The organism is Pseudonocardia abyssalis (assembly GCF_019263705.2).
Taxonomy (GTDB): Bacteria; Actinomycetota; Actinomycetes; order Mycobacteriales; family Pseudonocardiaceae; genus Pseudonocardia; species Pseudonocardia abyssalis.
In genome coordinates this window covers 5,981,032-5,999,487 of sequence record NZ_JADQDK010000001.1, presented here as the reverse complement: position 1 = coordinate 5,999,487, position 18,456 = coordinate 5,981,032, and the positions used below count along the sequence as shown (strand labels likewise).

Here is an 18,456-nt window from a genome sequence, read left to right as displayed (position 1 = left end):
TCAGCTTCCCGTCAGCAACGCGTCGGGCACGTCGACCAGGCGGGACCGCAGGTACTCCCCCAGTCCCTTCGCCTGCGCGTCGGGACGGGTCGAGGAGGCGACGCCCTCGCCGAGCAGGCCGTGCACGACCACGTTGAGCGCCCGGATGTTCGGCAGCTCGAACCGCTCGATCCGCAGCTCGGACACCTCCGGGCCGAGCAGCCCGCGCAGCCGGTCGACGGTCAGGTGCGCACGTGCCCAGGCGTACCCGGCGTCGTCGCGCGCCCACAGGCCGATGTTCGCGTTGCCGCCCTTGTCACCCGAGCGGGCACCGAGCACCGCGCCCAGCGGCGCGCGGCGGGTGGGCCCGACCGGCGCCGGGGTCTGCGCGGCGGGAGCCGCCGCGGCGGCCGGCGCCGGTGCGGTGGGCGGGTCCGCGATCACGCGCCGCTCGCCGTCGGGCAGGACGAGCACCTGGTGCACCGACGAACGGGGGACGGCCGCGGGCCGGTAGACCCCGTAGGCCGACTCCGACGTCGGGGGGGTGGTCGTGTGGAAGCCCGCGTAGCCGGCCAGCGCGACCTCCATGATCCCGCTGGAGAACGCCCGCCCGACCTTGCGCGGATCGGGGTCCTTCACCGTGACCCGCAGGTGCGCGGTGGCCTGCTCGTTGGTGGGCGCGTCGGGACTGTCGAAGCGCAGCAGCCGCACGTCGACCTCGGCGAACCGGTCGCGCCCGCCCAGCACGTCGAACAGCTGCTGCTCGGCGAACGCCGCCTTGGCCTCGATGTCGAGCCCGGTGAGCACCATCGTCATCGTGTTGCGGAACCCGCCGACGTCGTTGAGCGCCACCTTCAGCGTCTCCGGCGGCGGGCTCCCGGTGGCCCCGGTGATCTCCACCCGGTGCTCGGCCTGCTGGCGCAGCGTGATCGTGTCGAAGTGCGTCACCACGTCCGGGCCCAGGTAGGCCGGTTCGGCGATCTCGTAGAGCAGCTGTGCGGTGACGGTGCCCACCGACACCAACCCGCCGGTGCCGTCGTGCTTGGTGATCACCGACGAGCCGTCGGCGGCCACCTCGGCGATCGGGAAGCCCGGGTAGCGGCGGTCGGTCACCTCGTCGAGGAACGCGTAGTTGCCACCGGTCGCCTGTGGGCCGCACTCGATGACGTGGCCGGCCGCGACGGCGCCGGCGAGGGGGTCCCAGTCGGTGCGCTCCCACCCGTGCCACCAGGCGGCCGGCCCGACGACGAGGGAGGCGTCGGTGACCCGCCCGGTGACGACGACGTCCGCCCCGGCGCCCAGGGCCTCGGCGATGCCCCAGCCGCCCAGGTAGGCGTTGGCCGAGACGGGCTTGGCCTCCCCGACCGGCGGGGTGATCGCGGCGAGGTCGCCACGCAGGTCGTCGCCCTCGACGTGGGCCACCCGGACCGGCACACCGAGCCGCTGCGCCAGCTCGCGCAGTGCGGCGGCCAGCCCGGCCGGGTTGAGCCCACCGGCGTTGGCGACGACCTTGATGCCGCGGTCGGCACAGGTGCCCAGCACCTGCTCCATCTGGGTGAGGAAGGTGCGGGCGTAGCCGCCCGCCGGGTCCTTCGCCTGGGCCTTGGCCAGGATCAGCATCGTCAGCTCGGCGAGGTAGTCGCCGCAGAGCACGTCGATGCCGTCCCCGCCCACCCCACCCTCGACCATCTCCCGCGCCGCGGAGATCCGGTCCCCGTAGAAGCCCGAGCAGTTGCCGATGCGGATCGGGTCCCTCATGCCGCACCTCCCGTGAACTGACCCGGCTTGCGGCCCCCGCCGGGTGGCCCGGCGAACGCCTGCGCGATCGAGAGCCACTCGTCGGCCAGCGGGCCCTCGGCGAGCAGCGCGGTGTCGTCGCGGTGGCGACGCTGGGTGACCAGCAGGCAGAAGTCGAGCGCGGGACCGCTGACCCGGTCGGGCGCCCCCTCGGCCCCCCACGTCCACCGGCTCCCGTCGGGTGCGGTGAGCTCGACCCGGACCGGCTCGGTGGGCACCTCGCGGCCGTTGGCCAGGTAGCTGAACGCCCGCGCCCCCACGCCGATGTGGGCGACGTGGCGCAGCCGGGACGACGGCGGGCGCGTGCGGCCCAGGCCGTCGGCCACGTCCTGGCCGTGCGCCCAGGTCTCCATGATCCGCGCCGTCAACGACGACGCCGCGCTCATCGGCGGACCGAACCACGGCACCCGCACCGACGGCTCGATCCGGGCGAACGCGGTGACCAGCGCGGCGCGCGCACCGTCGAACCAGGCCAGCAGCTCCGTGCCCGGCATCGCCCGGTACCGCGCGGCGATGGTGTCCGGCGAGATCGTCCCGTCGGCCAGCTTCGGCACCACCTCGGCGGTGAAGCCCTCCGGGTCGGTGGCCGAGCGGACGGCGGCGTCGTCGAAGAACGCCAGGTGGCTGATCTGGTCCCGGACGGCCCAGCCCGCGGCGGGCGTCGGGGCGTCCCAGCCCTCGGGCCCCTCCGGCAGCCCGGTGAGCAGCTCTCGCAGATCGGCCGTCTCCGCCTCGATGTCGGCGATGACGGACTCCATGGACACGGCCACGGCTACAACCCCTTCCAGACCGGTGTGCGCTTCTCGCGGAACGCGGCCGGGCCCTCCTGGGCGTCCGCGCTGTGGTAGACCGGCTCCCAGATCTCCTCGGCCAGCTCGTAGGCCCGGGCCAGCGGGTACTCCGCCGAGAGGTACGCGGTGCGCTTGGCCGCGAGCACCGACAGCGGGGCGTTCGAGGCGATCCGCACGGCGAGCTCCTGCGTCCGGGCCCGCAGCTCGGCCGCCGGGACCACCTCGTTGACCATGCCGACCTCGCGGGCGCGCTCCGCGGAGATCGGGTCGCCGGTCAACAGGATCTGCAGCGCCAGCCGTGGCGGCAGCAGCCACGACAGCGGCGCCGCCCAGGGGGATCCCCGACCCACCTTGACCTCGCTGACGGCGAACGTGGCGTGCTCGGCGGCCACGACGAGGTCGCACTGCTGGGCGAGCAGGAACCCACCGGCGAACGCGACGCCGTTCACCGCGGCGATCGTCGGCTTGACGACGTCGATGTTGCGGCCGAACTGCGGGGCGAAGTCGGGCGGCGGGACGGTGAGCGCCGTCTCGGACATCTCCTTGAGGTCGCCCCCGGCGCAGAACGCCCGGTCGCCCGCCCCGGTCAGCACCATGACCTTGGCCGAGTCGTCGCCGTTGAACCGGTGGGTCGCGGCGAAGAGGCCCTCCCGGGCCGCCGCGTTGAGCGCGTTGCGGGCCTCCGGACGGTTGATGGTCACCCAGGCCACCCCGTCGTCGACCTCGTACGTGATCGTTTCCTCGCTCACCGGTTCCCGTCCTGTCATCCCGGGGCCCCACGCGAAGTGAGGACCTGTTCACTCGCGACCGTACCGTCTCGCCTGTCATGATGACCAGATGGCGAGTGGGACATCAGCCGACGGCGTGCGGCGACGCGACCCGGACCGGCGCCGCCGCATCCTCGCCGCCGCCGCCGACCTGGTGTCCCGCCGCGGCTTCCACGCCGTGGCGATGGACGAGATCGGCGCCGAGGCGGGCATCGTCGGCTCGGGCGTCTACCGGCACTTCGCCAGCAAGAACGACCTCCTCGTCGCCCTGCTCGACCAGGCGATGCAGCGGCTGCAGAACCGGGCCACCACGATCGTCGCCCAGACCGACGACGACCACGACGCGCTGTCCCTACTGGTCCGCGACCACATCCGGGTCGCCCTGCACGACCGCGACATCCTCGCGGTCTACCACCGCGAGGCGCACAGCCTGCCCGACGCCGACCGCAGACGGCTGCGCCGCGAGCAGCGCCACTACATCGAGGAGTGGGTCGGCGTGCTCGGACCGCTGCGACCCGACCTCGGCGACGGCGAGCTGCGGCTGCTCGTGCACGCCGCCATCGGCGCGGTGCAGGCGACGCTGTTCTACCGCAGCGGGCTGACCGAGCAGCGGCTCGCCGAACTGCTCGACGTGACCGCCCACGCCTGCCTGGGCGTGCCCCCGAGCTCGGCGCCGGATGTGAACCGGATCTGACTAGGGCCTGTTCTAGGCACACGACCCGGCCGCGCTCCGCCATCGACGTCAGCAGGCTCTTCCGTCCCGGCGGCACACCGGTCCCCGCAGCGGACCCCGCACTCCGACCACGCATCGACCGCAGCGCGCCCGATCCTCCCTGCCCGGCAACCCGGTGATACCGCCACGGTCATCCCGGGCGCGATAGCGCCCGGCCGGCGGCGGACCGCAGGTCGGCAGGCGCGTGGGAGCCGCGACCGACGACTCCGGTGTCGTCGTCACCAAGGAGCCCGCGCATGGCATGGCGGTCGCCGCCGGAGTGCTCTCGCCTCACCGCGGTGCTCGACCCGCAACCGGGGGAGGCGGATGAGCCGGATCACATGGCGTTACCGTTCACCACTGTCACAGTTGACGATGTAGAGATCTCCGCCGGAGGTCCGCGCTCCGCCGGGAGGCAGCGATGACCCAGCATGTCGGCACACACCGCGCGCCGCCCTCCCCGGGCGGGCACGTCCGCGGGCGGCGGTTCGCGATGGTGTTCCTGCCGTCGATGCTGGCCCTGGGGCTGCTGACTGCCGGGGTTGCCACCGGCGCGGTGCCCGTCGCGCTGGCGATGGAGGGGCGGCAGACCCTGAAGTTCACCGCCGCGCGGTTCGACGCCGAGGCGCGCGGCGCACTGCCCTCGTTCGTGCAGAACAGAGACGGCTCGCGCCAGCCCGTCGTCGTCCTGCAGCTGTCCGACATCACGATCGCCGGTGCGTGCGTGTCGACCGCGGTCGACACGCCGCTCGGCTCCTACGTGCTACGCGCGGTCACCGACGACTCGGCGCCGATCGTGGTCGGCGATGCCCAGATCGCCATCGAGAGCCTCGACGGCGTGGGCGCAGCGGGACAGCAGATCCTCCTCAACCGCAGCGAGACGGCGCCGGACGGTACACCGGTGGACACGTCCACCGGTGGGGTGCCGGTCACCGCGGGCGGTCTCGCGCTGGACATCAGCGCGACGGCCCGATGGGCGACGGTCAACCAGCTCACCCTGTCGGGGTTGCGCCTGCAGGTGGGCCAGGACCAGCCGGAATGCCTCTGATGCCCCGATCAGCTGCGGCACGACGTCGGCGCGACCGGGGCGCTGGAGGGGGCCGGTGGCACCGGTGGTGGCGCTCGCACCCGCTGGCGGCGGTGATCCTGACCGCCGCGGCCGGCCTGGTGATCCTCTTCCTACCGGGCGGGCGGCTGACGGTGCTGCTGCTGCCCGGGCTGGCCGGGACCTCCGGGTTCCTCTTCGGCTGCGCCCTCTGCGCGCTCGCCGCATTCCTCTGGTTCGCACCGGGCCACCGGGAGTTCACCGGCGTGGCGGTGATCCTCGTGTCGTTGACCTCGTTGGTGACCACCAACATCGGCGGCTTCTTGGTGGGGACGCTGCTCGGTGTCCTCGGGGGATCCCTCGGCTTCGCGTGGCACAGCACCGACGACCGGTCACCCTCGGAAGCCGGGCCGGCCACCCGACGGGGCGCCGGATGAACGGCCGCGAGTACCGCATCGACGAGCTCGCGCGCACCGCGGGGACGACCGTGCGCAACATCCGCGCCTACCAGGACCGTGGTCTGCTCCCGCCTCCGCGCCGGGCCGGCCGGGTCGGCCTCTACGACGAGGCCCACCTGGCCCGGCTGCGACTCGTCGGCCGCCTGCTCGAGCGGGGCTACACCGTGCAGAACATCGGTGAGCTCATCGCGGCCTGGGAGCAGGGGCGGGACCTCACCGCGGTGCTCGGCCTCGAACAGGTCGTCACCGGCTTCTGGAGCGACGAGATCCCGACCATGACCACCCCGGCGGATCTGAGCCCGTTCGCCGGTCCGGACGGCCTCGACACCGCCATCACCCGGCTCCACGACATCGGCGTGATCGAACCACAGGATGCGGGCCGGTACAGGGTGCCGAGTCCGCGGCTGCTCAACGCCCTGCGCGAGCTGGTCTCGTCGGGCCTCCCGGTCGACGCTGTGCTCGCCGTCGCCGAACAGCTCAGATCGTCGGTGGACGCGCTGGCCGCACGGTTCATCGGCGGGCTCGCCGATGCCGTGCTGGCCGGACACGAGCCCGGGTGGATCCCCAGCGGGAGTGAGATGACCCAGCTCACCGCCGCCATCGGCCGAGCGAGACCGGCCATCGCCGCAGCGGTCGACGCCGCGTTCGGCCAGGCGCTGGAGCGGCACAGCGGCGGCGCGATCGGCGACTACATCAGTGGGATCGCGGCGCACCCCGGCCGCGGCCACGACGTCGTGTAACTCCACTGGCTCAGCACTCCGGCGAGGTTCTGGCGCCCTTCCACCGGCTCGACGCTCGCCACCGACCTCGCCGCGCTCGACGGCCCGCCCGGGTGAGCCCGGGTTGCGGGTCGTCCGGTCGGCGACAGGACATGAGCACCTCGGCGCGGTGGCAGCGAAGGGGCGGAGCGCGGGGTCGCACACCGCAGCGGCCACCGTCGCCCACTACGCGGGCGTCGGGTCACGCACGGTGACGAGCGGCTGGCGGACCGGTTCCGTCAGCACCATGGTCTATGAGGTGCTGCTGGTAGACGCGTACGTGTCCTTCGGGCGGGGGGTGTGCCCGCGGTGGGCCGGTTGATGTCGCTGCTCGTCGTGTAGGTCCCGGCAGGAGCTGCTCGACGACGAGCTGGCCGGGCGCAGCTGCGCCGACCGGCGGGCCGAGGCTGATGGGGGACGGTGACCGAGCAGTATGCGATAGGTCATGGGCATCGGCATGGTTCTTCTCCCGGGTATCAGGTGACGCGACCGTTCTCCGCCTCGCTCGGGATGACCGGATCACCGAGCTCCAGGCTCGTGCTGACCGCCCCGTCGTGGCGCACGTCGACGGTGCCTGTGGCGGGAAGGCCGTTGCTGGCTGTGACGGTGTAGGTGCCCTCGGGCAGCCCGGTCAGCCGAAACGATCCGTCGGCGGCGGTGCGGCCGGACGCCACCACCGTGCCGTCGGCATCGCGGACGGTGGCCACGGCGCCGCCGATCGGCATGCCCTGCCGCGAGCGGACCGTGCCGGTCACCTCGCCGGCGGGGGCGAGGTCGATGTCCTGGTGGACGGTGCCGGTCTGCGGCACCTGGATCAGTATCGAGGCCGAGGGCGCGGACGTGGGTGCGGCGAGGAGCCGGTGCTCCCCGGCGGGGATGTGGGTGAGCAGGTAGCGCCCGTCGGTGTCGGCCCGCCCGCCGGCGACGCGCTGCCCGGCGAGGTCGACGACGGTGACGAGCGCGGGCACCCCCGTTCCGCTGGCGGTCCGGATCCGGCCGGTCACGCAGGCCGGGCCGTCGACGGCCAGGTCGTGTCGGACCGCGGCCTCGGTGACCTCGACCCACTCGGTCGCGGGCTCACGACCGCCGGACTGCCCGACGAGCAGGTACTCCCCTGCCTCCGACAGGTCGGCGCGGTAGTCACCCCGACCGTCCGAGTAGGTGGCGGCGACCTGGCTGCCCGTGTTGTCGAACACGGCGACCGCGGCGGCGGCCAGCGGGTTCCCGTCGCGATCGGTGAGCCGTCCGTAGAGCGCCGGGCCGGCCGGGGCCTTCTGGAAGGTGTGCGGCTCGGGAGTCACGGCGAACCCGTCGGCGACTCCGGGGGTGTTCACGGGCATCGAGGCGCCCGCGGTCGCGCCGGCTCCGGCGCCCGGCGCCACCACGGCGAGAGGTTTCCGCCGCGCCGGTGCCTGCGAGTCGCCGGCCGGTCCGCGGCCGGCGGATCGCTCGTCCGCGGTGTCGTCCGCCGACGACCGACCGTCCCCACGGCGCTCAGCGAGCAGATAGAGCACCGGCACCAGGACGAGGGTGAGCAGCGTGGAGGTGACCAGGCCGCCGATCACGACCACCGCGAGCGGCTGGGCGATGAACCCGCCACCGCCGCCGGTGAAACCCAACGCCAGTGGCAGCAGGGCGAACACCGTGGCCACGGCCGTCATCAGGATCGGGCGCAGCCGCTGCGCCGAGCCCTCGACCAGGGCTTCGCGCACGGTGTGCCCGTCGCGCCGGTACTGGTTGACCAGATCGATCAGGACGATCGCGTTGGTGACCACGATCCCGACGAGCAGCAGCATGCCGATCAGCGCGGGCACACCCAGCGGTATGCCGGTGATCAGCAGCAGACCGAGCGCTCCGGTCGCCGCGAACGGGATCGAGACGAGCAGCAGCAGCGGCTGCAGCAGGCTGCGGAACGTCACGACCATGACGAGGTAGACCACGGCGATCGCGGCCAGCAGCGCGAGTCCGAGCTGGGTGAACGCCTCCTCCTGATCGGCGCTGATCCCGCCGATCTCCGCAGTGACCCCGTCCGGAAGGTCGAGTTCGTCCAGCTCGGCCCGCAGGTCCGAGGTGACGGCGCCGAGATCATCGGCGTCCGGGCGGGCGGTGATCTGTGCGCTGCGCTCGCCGTCGGTCCGCACGATCGTCGGCACGGTGGTGGTCTCGGTGATCGTGGCGATGTCGGCGAGGGTCACCGCGCCCAGCGGCAGCGCTCGCAGCGCGGCCAGGTCGGCCGGAGCGTCACCGGTGCGCAGCACGACGTCCTGCTCGACCCCGTCGATCGTCACCGTGCCGGCGGTGGAACCACGCAGCGCCGTGGCCACGGCCTGGCCCACCGCCGCCTCGGTGAGCCCCTGTTCGGCGGCGAGCCGCCGGTCCACGGCCACGTCCACCGTGGTCTGTTCGGCGGCGAGGTTGTTGCGCACGTCGGCCGCGCCCGGGATGGCCTCGACGGCCCGCTGGACCGTGGCGGCGGCCTCGGCCAGGACCTCGGGGTCCTGGGCGCGGACGTCGACGGCGAGCTCGTCGGTGCCGAATCCGCCCTGCCCGGCGGTGACCGTCAGCGTGCCTGCGCCGTTCAGGCCGTCGAACGTCTCGCGCAGGTCGGCGGCCACCGCCTCGACGTCCGCGTCCTCGGCGAGGGTCACCGCGAACCGGGTCGCCGTGCTCTCGAGGTCGCCGGGTGGGCCGAGCAGCACGGCGCCACCGGCCGGGGAGCCGACCGTGACCTGGTAATTCTCGACCTCGTCGATGCCGGCGAGGACCTCCTCCACCTGCCGTGCGGCGGCGTCGGCCTGGGGCAGCCCGGTGCCGGGATCGAGCTCCTGGGTCACGGTGAGGGTGTCGCCGCCCGTGCTGCCCAGGAAGTTGGTCTCCAGCAGCGGCACCAGTGCGACGGTTCCACCCAGGACCGCCACGGCGAGCGCGAGCGAGAGTACCGGGCGGGCGAGCGCCCCGTTGAGCACCGGAAGGTAGCCACGCTGCAACGCGGTGGGCTCCTCGGTGACGCGGCTCTCCGCGTCGGCCGGTGCGGACGGGCTGCGCAGGAACACCGATGCCAGCACCGGTACCACCGTCAGCGAGACGAGGAGCGAGGCGAGCAGAGCGGCGGTGACGGTCACCGCGAACGGTCGGAACAGCTCGCCGACCTGACCGCCGACGAAGGCGATCGGGAGGAACACGGCGACGGTGGTGATCGTCGAGGCGGTGATCGCGCCGGCCACCTCGCGGATCGCGGTGAGGATCGCCGCGCGCCGCGGGCCGCCGTAGCCGATGTGGCGCTTGATGTTCTCGATGACGACGATCGAGTCGTCGACGACGCGCCCGACGGCGACGGTGAGCGCGCCGAGGGTGAGGATGTTGAGCGTGTTGCCGCCGAGGTAGAGCACGATCAGCGCCAGCAGCACCGACAGCGGGATCGACACCGCGGTCACGACGGTGGCCCGCACCGAGAGCAGGAAGCCCAGGATCACCAGCACGGCGAACAGCAGGCCCAGCAGGCCCTCGGTGGTGAGGTCCTCGACCGACTGCTCGATGAACGGCGCCTGGTCGAACACCACCGTGACCTCGGCGTCCTGCGCAGCTCCACCGAGCAGGTCGGCGACCTCCCCGAGCGCCTCGGTGACCTCCTCGGACACCGCGATCGTGTTGGCATCGGGCAGTTTCGTGATGCCGATCCCGATGCTCGCCGCACCGTTGGTGCGGGTGTACCCGGTGGCCGGCGCGGGCTCGGCGGTGACGACGGCGATGTCGCCCAGGCGCACCGGGTCAGCACCCGGTGCCGCCGGGACGACGAAGAGCTCGCTCAGCTGCTCGACCGCCGTGATCGGGGTGCCGACCTCGACCGCCACCGGTTGGGTGTCGGGGGTCAGCTCGCCGGCGGGCACCCGCACGCCGTTGGCCTGTAGCACCTGGGAGATCGCCGCGGGCGACACGCCGCGATCGGCCGCGGCCGCCGCGTCGAGGTCGATCGTGACACGTGGGTCCGCGATGCCCGACAACGTCACCTGCCCGACACCGTCGAGCGCGCCGAGCAGCGGTCGCACGTCGTCGCGCAGCACCGCCGCGAGCTGGTCGTCGGCCAGCGTGGACGATGCCGCGAGCTGCAGCACCGGGATCGCGTCGGTGGTGATCGCGCTGACCGTCGGTGTCACGCCGTCGGGGAGCGCGATGCCCACCACCGCGCGCTCCACCGCGGTGGCGGACTCGTCGATGTCGGTGCCGTAGGCGAACTCCAGGGTGATCGCGGAGACGCTGCCGCTGGACGTCGAGGAGGACCCGATCAGGCCGTCGACGCCGTCGACGGCCGTCTCGATCGGGTCGGTGACCTGCCGCTCCACGGACTCGGGTGAGGCACCCGGGTAGGGGGTCACCACGGTGAGCACGGGCAGCTCGAGCGAGGGCAGCAGCTCCTGGCGAAGCGAGGTGGCCGCGACCACGCCGAATGCGAGGACGAGCAGCGTGACCAGTCCGACGATGGCACGGTTGGTTAGGCTGAGACGCGCGAGCCAGGTCATGGGGATCAGTGAATACTACGGTCGGGGCGAAGCTTCATCGGGAGCTGAGATTTCGCTGAGGCACGGAGGGCAGGTCATGGACGGCGAACGGTTGGAGCTGCTCGCGTCCATCGATCGGCACGAGGCCGTGCTGCGGCGGGCGATCACCCGGGCCGGGCCGGACCCGCTGTTCGACAGTGGGCTGACCATGCAACAGCTCCGGATCCTCCTGTTGCTCGACACGGATGGTCCCCTCCCGCAGGGCGACCTCGCCCACGCTCTCGGTGTGACTCTGCCCACCGTCACCGGAATCGTGGATCGGCTGGTCGGTCGCGAGCTGGTGCACCGCATCGAGAACGCCGGCGACCGCCGGGTCCGGCTCGCGGGCCTCACCCCCGAGGGCCTCGCCCTCGTCGAACAGATCGCCGCGGCCGGCCAGAAGCGGCGCCGGCGGTTGCTCATGCGCATCGATGTCGATGCCCTGCGCGGGCTCGAACGGGGACTGGCCGCGCTGCGCGAGCTCGCCCAGGACGACTCACCGCGGCGACGCAGCGCGCCGTGACCCACGCCCCCCGAGCCGCAGTGCCACGGCATCGGGGGGCGTCCAGCCGCGTGGCGGATCCACCGGACAGGCAGGCCATCTGCGTGCGCCGCGTCCTACCTCAGCGGACCATCGTTGATCAGGCCGCCGAGCGGGCCTTCGACGAAGCGGGGGTCCACGTCGGGCAGCTCGGTCTCCAGACCGTCGGCGCCCTCCGGCCTCGGCGCGTCGACGGCGTCGATCACCTGGGCCAACAGGTCCTCGACGAGGGTGGTGACGGCGTTGACGCCCTGACCCAGGTCGTCGGGGGTGGAGACGTCGGCCAGCGCGACACCCGCGCCGCCGAGCACGGTGGCGGCGACGATCGCGGCGACGACGAGCTGCTTGCGTGTCCTCATGTCCGGGCTCCTCACATGTTCTCCGCGCCGGCGTAGATCGCCTCGCGGATGCGGTTGTAGGTGCCGCAACGGCAGATGTTGCGGATCTCCTCGATGGCCGAGTCGTCGAGCTTGCGGCCCTCGGCGGCGCACTGGCGGACCTTGGCCACCGCGGCCATGATCTGGCCGGGCTGGCAGTAGCCGCACTGCGCGACGTCGTTGTCGATCCAGGCCTCCTGCATGGGGTGCAGGTCGGAGCCGACGGTGTCGGCCAGGCCCTCGATCGTGGTGATCTCGTCGTCCGCGCCGATCTGGCTCACCGGGACGGCGCAGGGGTTGAAGGCCTTGCCGTTGATGTGGCTGGTGCAGGCCTTGCAGACGTTGATGCCGCAGCCGTACTTGGGTCCGGTGACCCCGAGGATGTCGCGGATCACCCAGAGCAGGCGGACGTCGTCCTCGACCTCCACCGTGACGGACTCGCCGTTGAGGGTGAACGTGTGGGTGGGCATGTCGGCTCCTAGAAGGTGAACTGCAGCCCATTGGTGGGCGACTGCGGGACCGGCGGCACGACCGGCTTGGGCTCGTACGGGAACGGGTCCTTGTGGTTGATCGGGAAGAACTCGGGCGTGATGCCGGTGGCGCGCCGGTAGGCGTTGGCGACCGCCGCCCCGGTGGAGGCCACACCGGCCTCACCGATGCCGCCGGGCTCGGGGAAACCGGAGTCGACGATGTGGATGTCCATCTCGATCGGGGTGTTCCACTGCCGGGTGTAGAAGTAGTTGTCCCAGCTGGCCTCGACGAAGTAGCCCTCGGTGAGATGCAGGCTGGAGGTCAACACGTTGGCGATCGCGTCGTTGATGCCACCCATCATCTGGGCCTCGACGCCGCGCGGGTTGATCACCAGGCCGGGATCGATCGCGAAGGTCACCTTCGTCACGCGGGGCCCGGTGACGCCCTCGCGGATCGGCCGGTTCACCGTCTCCGGCCGGCAGTCGATCTCCACCAGGCAGGCCGACACGCCCTTGTACTCGAAGTGGAAGCCGAGGCCCTGCGCGGTGCCCTCCGGCATCGACTTGCCCCAGTCGCCCTCCTCGGCGACCTTGTCCAGCACCCCGCGCGCCCGGTCGGACTTGAGGAACTCCCGGCGGAACTCGTAGGGGTCCTTGCCCATCTGCTCGGCGATCCGGTCGACCATCAGCTCGCGGGCGGCCGTGACGTCGGGCGAGTAGATGTTGCGGGTGGACTGCGTGTTGAACCGCAGGTCGACCTCGTTGAGCAACCGGGTGCTCACCCCGAAGTTGTAGTGCGTCACCTGCGTCAGCTCGAAGATGGACTGGGACAGCGTGTAGTTCGCGGCCGGCAGCTTGAACACCGCCGCGGTCAGCGGCTCGCCGAGACCCGGGTTGGTCTCGGTCGCCACGCTGGCGTGACGCTGCTCGAAGCTGACCACCGTGTCCCCGGCGATGACGGCGCGCACGCGCGAGGTGCACAGCGGGTGCACGCGCCCGACGCGCGAGTCGTCGGCGCGGTGCCACATCAGCTTGACGGGCTTGCCCATCTTCTTCGAGATCTCCGCGGCCTCGAGCGCGGCGTCGAAGAACAGCTTGCGGCCGAACGAGCCACCGCCCTCGATGACATGGAAGGTGACCGCGCTCGTCGGCAGGCCGATCACCTTGGCGATCTCGGCCTGCGCGGCGATCGGGTTCTTCGCCGGGCCCCAGATCTCGGCCCTCCCGTCACGCACGTCGGCGATGGCGGAGTTGGTCTCCAAAGAGGCGCCGCTGCGGAAGTAGAACGTGTGCTCGCTCTCCAGGCTCTCGCCCACCACCCCGGCCGGGACGACCAGCGGCAGCTCGGCCGCCTTGATCTCGGCGAGCACCGAGTCGTCGTTCGCGCCCTCGGCGGTCCCGGGGCCCCACCGGGCCCGCAACACCCGGATCGCGTCGATGCACTGGCCGAAGGTCAGCGCACGGACCGCGATGCCGGTGCCGACCACCTCGACGTCGGTGACGCCGGGCATCCGCCGGACCTCGTCGATGTTGTCCACCGAGTCGACCGTGCCGTTGAGCGTGGGTGCCCGGCAGACCATGGTCGGCAGGGCGTCGGGGATGTCCAGGTCGGTGACGAACTTCTTCGCACCGGTCACCATCGCGAGCTGGTCGGACTTGTTGCGCGGCTTCCCGACGACCGTGAACTCCTCGCGGGGCTTGAGGAGGACCTCCACCTCCTCGGTCACGTCGGTGCCCGCGACCTCGGCCAGGTCACCGATCGGGATCACCGCCCCGACGGTGCTGGTGATCAGGCCCGCCCGGCTGGTGAGCAGGCCGACCTCCTGCTCCAGCTGGGCCGCCGCCGCGTCGAGCAGCCGCTTGTTGGCGATCGCGGCCGCCACCCGGATCGGGGTGTAGGTGGTGAACGTGGTGCTCGACCCGGCGGTGATCTGGTTGAACAGCAGCTCCGGGCGGGCATCGGCCAGGGTGACGATCACCTGGTCGGGATCGAGGCCCATCTCCTCCGCGATGATCATCTGGGTGGACGTGATGATGCCCTGCCCGTTGTCCGAGCGGGGGAGCGCGAACGACACCGTGCTGTCGCGGTTGACCGTGATGCGGATCAGATTCGCCGTCGCGCGGGATGTCTCGCGCAGGAGATCGAGCAGATCGTAGGCCTCCGGGACCTGCGGGGGCGACACGAGCGGGCTCGCGACTGCGGTCGGGCCCAGCCCGAGCGACTGGCGCCCCATCTCCGCGGCCACCACCAGCGTCGGGGCAGCGATGACGAAACCGAGGAACTTCCGTCGACTGACGTCGACACGCGGGCGAGCAGGTCGCGGTGTAGCGGCAGTGCGGTGGTGGGCCATCCGGTGGTCCTCTTCCTGGCAGACGACGGGCTGGAGCCGGCCCGGTGGGAGCCGGGCGGTGAGCGGTGAGCGGGCACTGTCCTGGTCCTGGGCACGGCGACCCGAGGCACAAGCACTTTCCACGGAGCTAACGATTCACCGGACCGGAAGGTTCGCCCCCGCTGTCGACACGGCGCCGTTGCCCTACGAGCCGCAGCTCTCCGTCGCCGAGCGCCTGCACGAGGACCCGGGTCTTCCACGCTGAGGCGCTGGGCCTGCCGATACCGCGAACCGGCGGTTCCGCTCACGACCGCCACCGACCCGTCGCTCACCTGCGGTCGTAACGGCAGCCTGGTGCGCCCGTCACCTGGACCGACGGGGGATCCGCGCAGAGACACCCCTGCCGCCTGGTCCTGGACGCGATCTTCTACCTGGTGGTCGGCGGGATCGCCTGGGCGGCGTTCCCGCACGACTTCCCGCCCGCCAAGACCATCTACGGCTTCTACCTCCTCTGGGTCGAGACCGGGGCCTGGCTCCCCATCCACGACGCCTTGCGCGACCTGGTCGTCGCCTACACGAGGGCCGCGACCCCGCCCCGGCCGCTGCGATCATCGGCTCCCAGAGCCTTCTCGGCGTCGACATGTCACGGCGCCTCGCCCGCACCGGCGACTGGTGACCGAGTTCCGAGCCGCACTCCTGGCGATGGACGCGGTCGGCACCGGCCCGGGTGTGGCTGTCAACGAGCCCGCCCGCGGTGACGGCAGCGGGTTCGCGCCGTCCTCCCGGGGCGCGTGGCGTGCCCTGAACGAGGGATCCCGCGCCGGGGCTGGCCCCCGGTGGGGTGCTGGTCAGGGCGCCAGCCGCTGTGCCAGCGCAGCCAGCCTGTCGACGCCCTCGCACTCCAGGGCGGGCAGCGCGGCGGCCTCGCGGCGCACCGCCGCGAGGCGGTCGGAGGCCGGGGCCCCGCCCACGGCAGCCGAAGCGGTTCGCGACCACGTGTCGGCGAGCCGCCGGTACACCGCGGCCGCCGCGAACACGGCCGGATCGTCGACCCAGCCGCCGAGATCGGTCAGGAACTCCGCCTGCAGCCGCCGGAACAGCCCGCCGCCGGTTCCCGCTTTCTCCACGAACACCTGCAGGCTGAACAGCGCACGATCCAGCGCGTCCCCCGGGAACTGCTCGGCCCAGAGGTCGAGGTCGGCCACGAACGCAGCGACCCCGGCGGTCCCGGCGACCGCCGTCGCACCCATCGCCGGGACCGGGTCGGACATCCCGTGCACCGCCTCGGCACACGCCCTCGCCGCCGCCGCCCGCAGGTCGGGCAGTGCGTCGGGGAAGCCGAGCCGGAAGCAGGTGTGCCGGGTGGGCACCGGGAAGCCGACGGCCGAGCGGGCCCGCGCCAGGTCGTCGCGGCCGATCGTCTGCGGCTCGGCCCGGTCGTTGTCCACCACGACAACCGTGCCCGCGTCGTCGTCGTAGCCGATGACGACGATGTCGTGGCGACTCATCCGCATCTTCACCCGCAGGTAAGGCAGCTCGGCCATCTCGGCCCAGCACAGGACCGGGCGGCCCGCATCGAGCTCGTCGCGCACCCACTCCCAGCCCAGCACCGGATCGTCGGTCGAGCGCAGCTCCTGGGCGATGCCGAGGTTCGCGCTGAACTGCTCGGTCAGTGATGCGCCCCGCCCGACCAGGTAGATCGGGGTCCCGAGGCCGGGGCCACGAAGGTAGCTGAAGCTCAGGCTGCCGCCCAGCCCGAACACCGCCCCCTCGCCCATCGGCACGTCGCCGTAGCTCAGGCCGGCCCATTCGAGCAGGTCACGCAACGAGCCGGACCCGCAGTGCCCGCCGATCCGGTGCGGGTACCCGGCCACCATCGAGCCACCCATCAGGCACCCCGGGCGATCGTGCCGGGCACCGACGGGCGGGGCGGTCCGGTGTCCGCCGTCGCCGGGTCGGGTCGTGCGACACGGAACCTGCTGACCACGTCGGCCCCGTCGACCGCGCCGAACCGCTCGAAGTGCGCGAGGTCCACCGTGACGAACACGGCGCGCGCGGAGAACCGCACCGCACCGTCGGCGGCGCGCCCCTCGGCCACCATCGTCAACCGACGACCCTCCTGACTCACCAGTCCACCCACCAGCCGGTGCGGCTCCCCCACCGGCACCGGTGCCAGGTAGTCCATCTGGAGGCTGCGGGTCACGGCCGGCTGCTGCAGCACGTAGAGCAGGAACGCCACCAGGTCGTCGCACGCCGACGCCAGCACCCCGCCGTGCACGACACCGTGGGCGCCGGCGTGCTTCGGCGCGAAGGACACGTCAGCCAGGACCTCGTCGCCGACGCGGTAGACCTGCAGCGCGACCCCGGCCGGGTTGTCCGGGCCGCAGCCGAAGCAGCGGTCCCCGTGCGGGTCGAGCAGGACAGCGTCCGCTGGCCGCGGAGGAAGCTCCGTCATCGGTGGACCCTTCGTTGCGTTGTGTCCGTCTTCTTGACAGCGATGCGCCATCTGTCAGGCTGCCATCATGGCACAAGGGCAGCACCGATTCCCGGGTGTCACGCGCCACCTGCTGCGCGAGGTCGTGATCGACGCCGCCGCCCAGGTTGCCGGCCGATCGGGCTGGGAGTCGCTGCGGATGGGCGACGTGGCGGTCGCGGTGGGCATCAGCAGGCAGACGCTCTACGCGGAATTCGGCTCGAAGCCCGCACTGATCCGCGCGGTCGTGCTCCGCCGTACCGACCTGCTCCTCGGTGCGCTGTCCGACGTCCTGGCGGGCACGGAAGGCGACGAGCAGGAAGCGGTCCGCACCTGCTGCCGGTTCCTGCTGAACGCGGCCCGGGAGGACCCGATGGTCACCTGCCTGCTCACCGGGGCGGAGAGCGGCCTGCTCGACCTGGTCACCACCGACTCGGCCCCGATCATCGACCGGGCCACCGCGGCCCTCACCGGCCACGTCCTGCGACGCCGTCCCTCCGCGGACCCGCGCCAGGTGGCGGTAGCCGCCGACGCACTGGCCCGGCTGCTGGTCAGCCACGTGGTGCTGCCCGACCGCGACGTGGACACCGTGGCCGGTGAGATCGCCGAACTCATCGGGCCCTACCTCCGAGAGGTCCTCTCGACCGGGTGACCCGTGCGGGGGTCCCGGATCCGTGCGGTGTCAACCCGATGCCGAAAGACGCGCACGTCGGGATCCACGGGCTGCGACCCGCCCGCTATCGGCTCAGCACGTCGGCGATGCGCCACCGCCCGTCCACCAGCTCGGCGGTGACGACCAGCCGGGCGCCACTGGCGGCTCCCTCGGGCAGCTCGAGGTTGCGGATCGTCTGGTCCACGAACACCAGCACCTCCGCGCGACTCCCCCGCAGGCTCTGCACGGCCGACTCCCGCACGGTGGCGGTGACCGTGGCCTGCTGGGCCGGGGCCAGCTCCCGCACGGTGGCGAACTCCTCGCGGAACCGGTCGGCGAAGGCGCCGACGACGGCGTCCTGCGCGGCGCGCTCGTCGGCGTCGAGCGAGTCGAACGCGTAGCCGTAGGTCCGCTCGACGGCCGCGTTGACGTCGCCGAGCAGCCGGGCGGTGCTCTCCTGGTCGACCAGCGCGGTGTTCGCGGCCGGGCCGCGCAGCTCGTCCGCCTGGGCCGCCATCGCCACCGCAGCACCGAGGCCGAGCAGGCCGACCACGGTCGCGACGACGGTGGTGCGCACCGGCCTCGCCATCATGCCTCGCCACACTTGGACCGCCTGCGCGCGCGCCCGCTCGCCGCGCACCGCCGTGCCCCTCGGTCGGCCCGGGCCGCCGCTGGGCGCCGGGTCCTCGGGGACGGCGGGAGGGTCGCCGGCGGCCCGGTCCTCCGGCTCGGCGGCGGCCGAGGTCTCCGGATCGGTCCCCGACTCCGCCG

General features: G+C 72.6%; 16 protein-coding genes and 1 pseudogene. 7 read left to right on the top strand and 10 right to left on the bottom strand.

Annotated elements, in window-relative coordinates:
* The 3 genes from I4I81_RS29570 to I4I81_RS29560 are packed head-to-tail and all read right to left on the bottom strand — an operon-like array spanning position 1 to position 3,316.
* Positions 1–1,737 (bottom strand): acyclic terpene utilization AtuA family protein, encoded by a 1,737-nt coding sequence (locus I4I81_RS29570; protein ID WP_218616479.1) that lies wholly within the window; start codon positions 1,735–1,737, stop codon positions 1–3.
* Positions 1,734–2,546, bottom strand: a complete 813-nt coding sequence (locus tag I4I81_RS29565) for a TIGR03084 family metal-binding protein (protein ID WP_226363629.1) — start codon at positions 2,544–2,546, stop codon at positions 1,734–1,736. The genes I4I81_RS29570 and I4I81_RS29565 overlap by 4 nt, the downstream gene beginning before the upstream one ends.
* A gap of 2 nt (positions 2,547–2,548) precedes the next feature.
* A complete protein-coding gene (locus tag I4I81_RS29560; protein WP_344252451.1) occupies positions 2,549–3,316 on the bottom strand; it encodes an enoyl-CoA hydratase/isomerase family protein in 768 nt (255 codons plus the stop codon).
* Positions 3,317–3,404: 88 nt separating this feature from the next.
* On the opposite strand from I4I81_RS29560, the gene I4I81_RS29555 reads away from it, so the two are divergent.
* From I4I81_RS29555 to I4I81_RS29540, 4 genes are all read left to right on the top strand, one after another.
* Complete coding sequence (locus I4I81_RS29555) at positions 3,405–4,028, top strand: TetR/AcrR family transcriptional regulator (protein ID WP_218601265.1); 624 nt, start codon at positions 3,405–3,407, stop codon at positions 4,026–4,028.
* A gap of 439 nt (positions 4,029–4,467) precedes the next feature.
* Positions 4,468–5,094: a DUF6230 family protein gene (locus tag I4I81_RS29550; RefSeq protein ID WP_218601264.1), complete on the top strand. Its 627-nt coding sequence runs from the start codon at positions 4,468–4,470 to the stop codon at positions 5,092–5,094.
* Positions 5,019–5,528 carry a DUF6114 domain-containing protein gene (locus I4I81_RS29545; protein WP_308187715.1) on the top strand — a complete coding sequence of 170 codons (510 nt, stop codon included), beginning with the start codon at positions 5,019–5,021 and terminating at the stop codon, positions 5,526–5,528. The genes I4I81_RS29550 and I4I81_RS29545 overlap by 76 nt, the downstream gene beginning before the upstream one ends.
* Complete coding sequence (locus I4I81_RS29540) at positions 5,525–6,289, top strand: MerR family transcriptional regulator (protein ID WP_218601262.1); 765 nt, start codon at positions 5,525–5,527, stop codon at positions 6,287–6,289. Before I4I81_RS29545 ends, I4I81_RS29540 begins: the two co-directional genes overlap by 4 nt.
* Before the next feature lie 494 nt (positions 6,290–6,783).
* Here the strand turns inward: I4I81_RS29540 and I4I81_RS29535 are convergent, their stop codons facing one another.
* Positions 6,784–10,824: an efflux RND transporter permease subunit gene (locus I4I81_RS29535; protein ID WP_218601261.1), complete on the bottom strand. Its 4,041-nt coding sequence runs from the start codon at positions 10,822–10,824 to the stop codon at positions 6,784–6,786.
* A 76-nt stretch (positions 10,825–10,900) separates the two neighbouring features.
* Here I4I81_RS29535 and I4I81_RS29530 point away from each other — a divergent pair, with 76 nt between their 5' ends.
* Entirely contained in the window at positions 10,901–11,365 is a 465-nt protein-coding gene (locus tag I4I81_RS29530; RefSeq protein WP_218601260.1) for a MarR family winged helix-turn-helix transcriptional regulator, read from the top strand.
* 95 nt (positions 11,366–11,460) lie between these two features.
* On the opposite strand, the gene I4I81_RS29525 is transcribed toward I4I81_RS29530, so the two are convergent.
* From I4I81_RS29525 to I4I81_RS29515, 3 genes are read right to left on the bottom strand one after another with little or no spacing between them, the layout of a single operon-like run.
* Positions 11,461–11,742, bottom strand: coding sequence for a hypothetical protein (locus I4I81_RS29525; RefSeq protein ID WP_218601259.1), 282 nt, complete (start codon positions 11,740–11,742; stop codon positions 11,461–11,463).
* Between the two features lie 11 nt (positions 11,743–11,753).
* Positions 11,754–12,230: a (2Fe-2S)-binding protein gene (locus tag I4I81_RS29520; protein ID WP_218601258.1), complete on the bottom strand. Its 477-nt coding sequence runs from the start codon at positions 12,228–12,230 to the stop codon at positions 11,754–11,756.
* 8 nt (positions 12,231–12,238) lie between these two features.
* Complete coding sequence (locus tag I4I81_RS29515) at positions 12,239–14,581, bottom strand: molybdopterin cofactor-binding domain-containing protein (protein ID WP_218601257.1); 2,343 nt, start codon at positions 14,579–14,581, stop codon at positions 12,239–12,241.
* Between the two features lie 365 nt (positions 14,582–14,946).
* Here I4I81_RS29515 and I4I81_RS31715 point away from each other — a divergent pair.
* A pseudogene (locus I4I81_RS31715) lies at positions 14,947–15,318 on the top strand (transposase); the annotation flags it as partial.
* A 90-nt stretch (positions 15,319–15,408) separates the two neighbouring features.
* On the opposite strand, the gene I4I81_RS29505 reads toward I4I81_RS31715, so the two are convergent.
* Both I4I81_RS29505 and I4I81_RS29500 read right to left on the bottom strand, forming a co-directional pair.
* Complete coding sequence (locus I4I81_RS29505; protein ID WP_218601256.1) at positions 15,409–16,449, bottom strand: BtrH N-terminal domain-containing protein; 1,041 nt, start codon at positions 16,447–16,449, stop codon at positions 15,409–15,411.
* Positions 16,449–17,015 (bottom strand): PaaI family thioesterase, encoded by a 567-nt coding sequence (locus I4I81_RS29500; RefSeq protein ID WP_218601255.1) that lies wholly within the window; start codon positions 17,013–17,015, stop codon positions 16,449–16,451. The genes I4I81_RS29505 and I4I81_RS29500 overlap by 1 nt, the downstream gene beginning before the upstream one ends.
* Positions 17,016–17,082: 67 nt before the next feature.
* Between I4I81_RS29500 and I4I81_RS29495 the strand changes: the two genes are divergently transcribed.
* Entirely contained in the window at positions 17,083–17,685 is a 603-nt protein-coding gene (locus I4I81_RS29495) for a TetR/AcrR family transcriptional regulator (RefSeq protein WP_218601254.1), read from the top strand.
* A gap of 85 nt (positions 17,686–17,770) precedes the next feature.
* Here I4I81_RS29495 and I4I81_RS29490 read toward each other — a convergent pair whose 3' ends face one another.
* Positions 17,771–18,262, bottom strand: a complete 492-nt coding sequence (locus I4I81_RS29490) for a hypothetical protein (protein ID WP_218601253.1) — start codon at positions 18,260–18,262, stop codon at positions 17,771–17,773.
* Between the last annotated feature and the right edge of the window lie 194 nt (positions 18,263–18,456).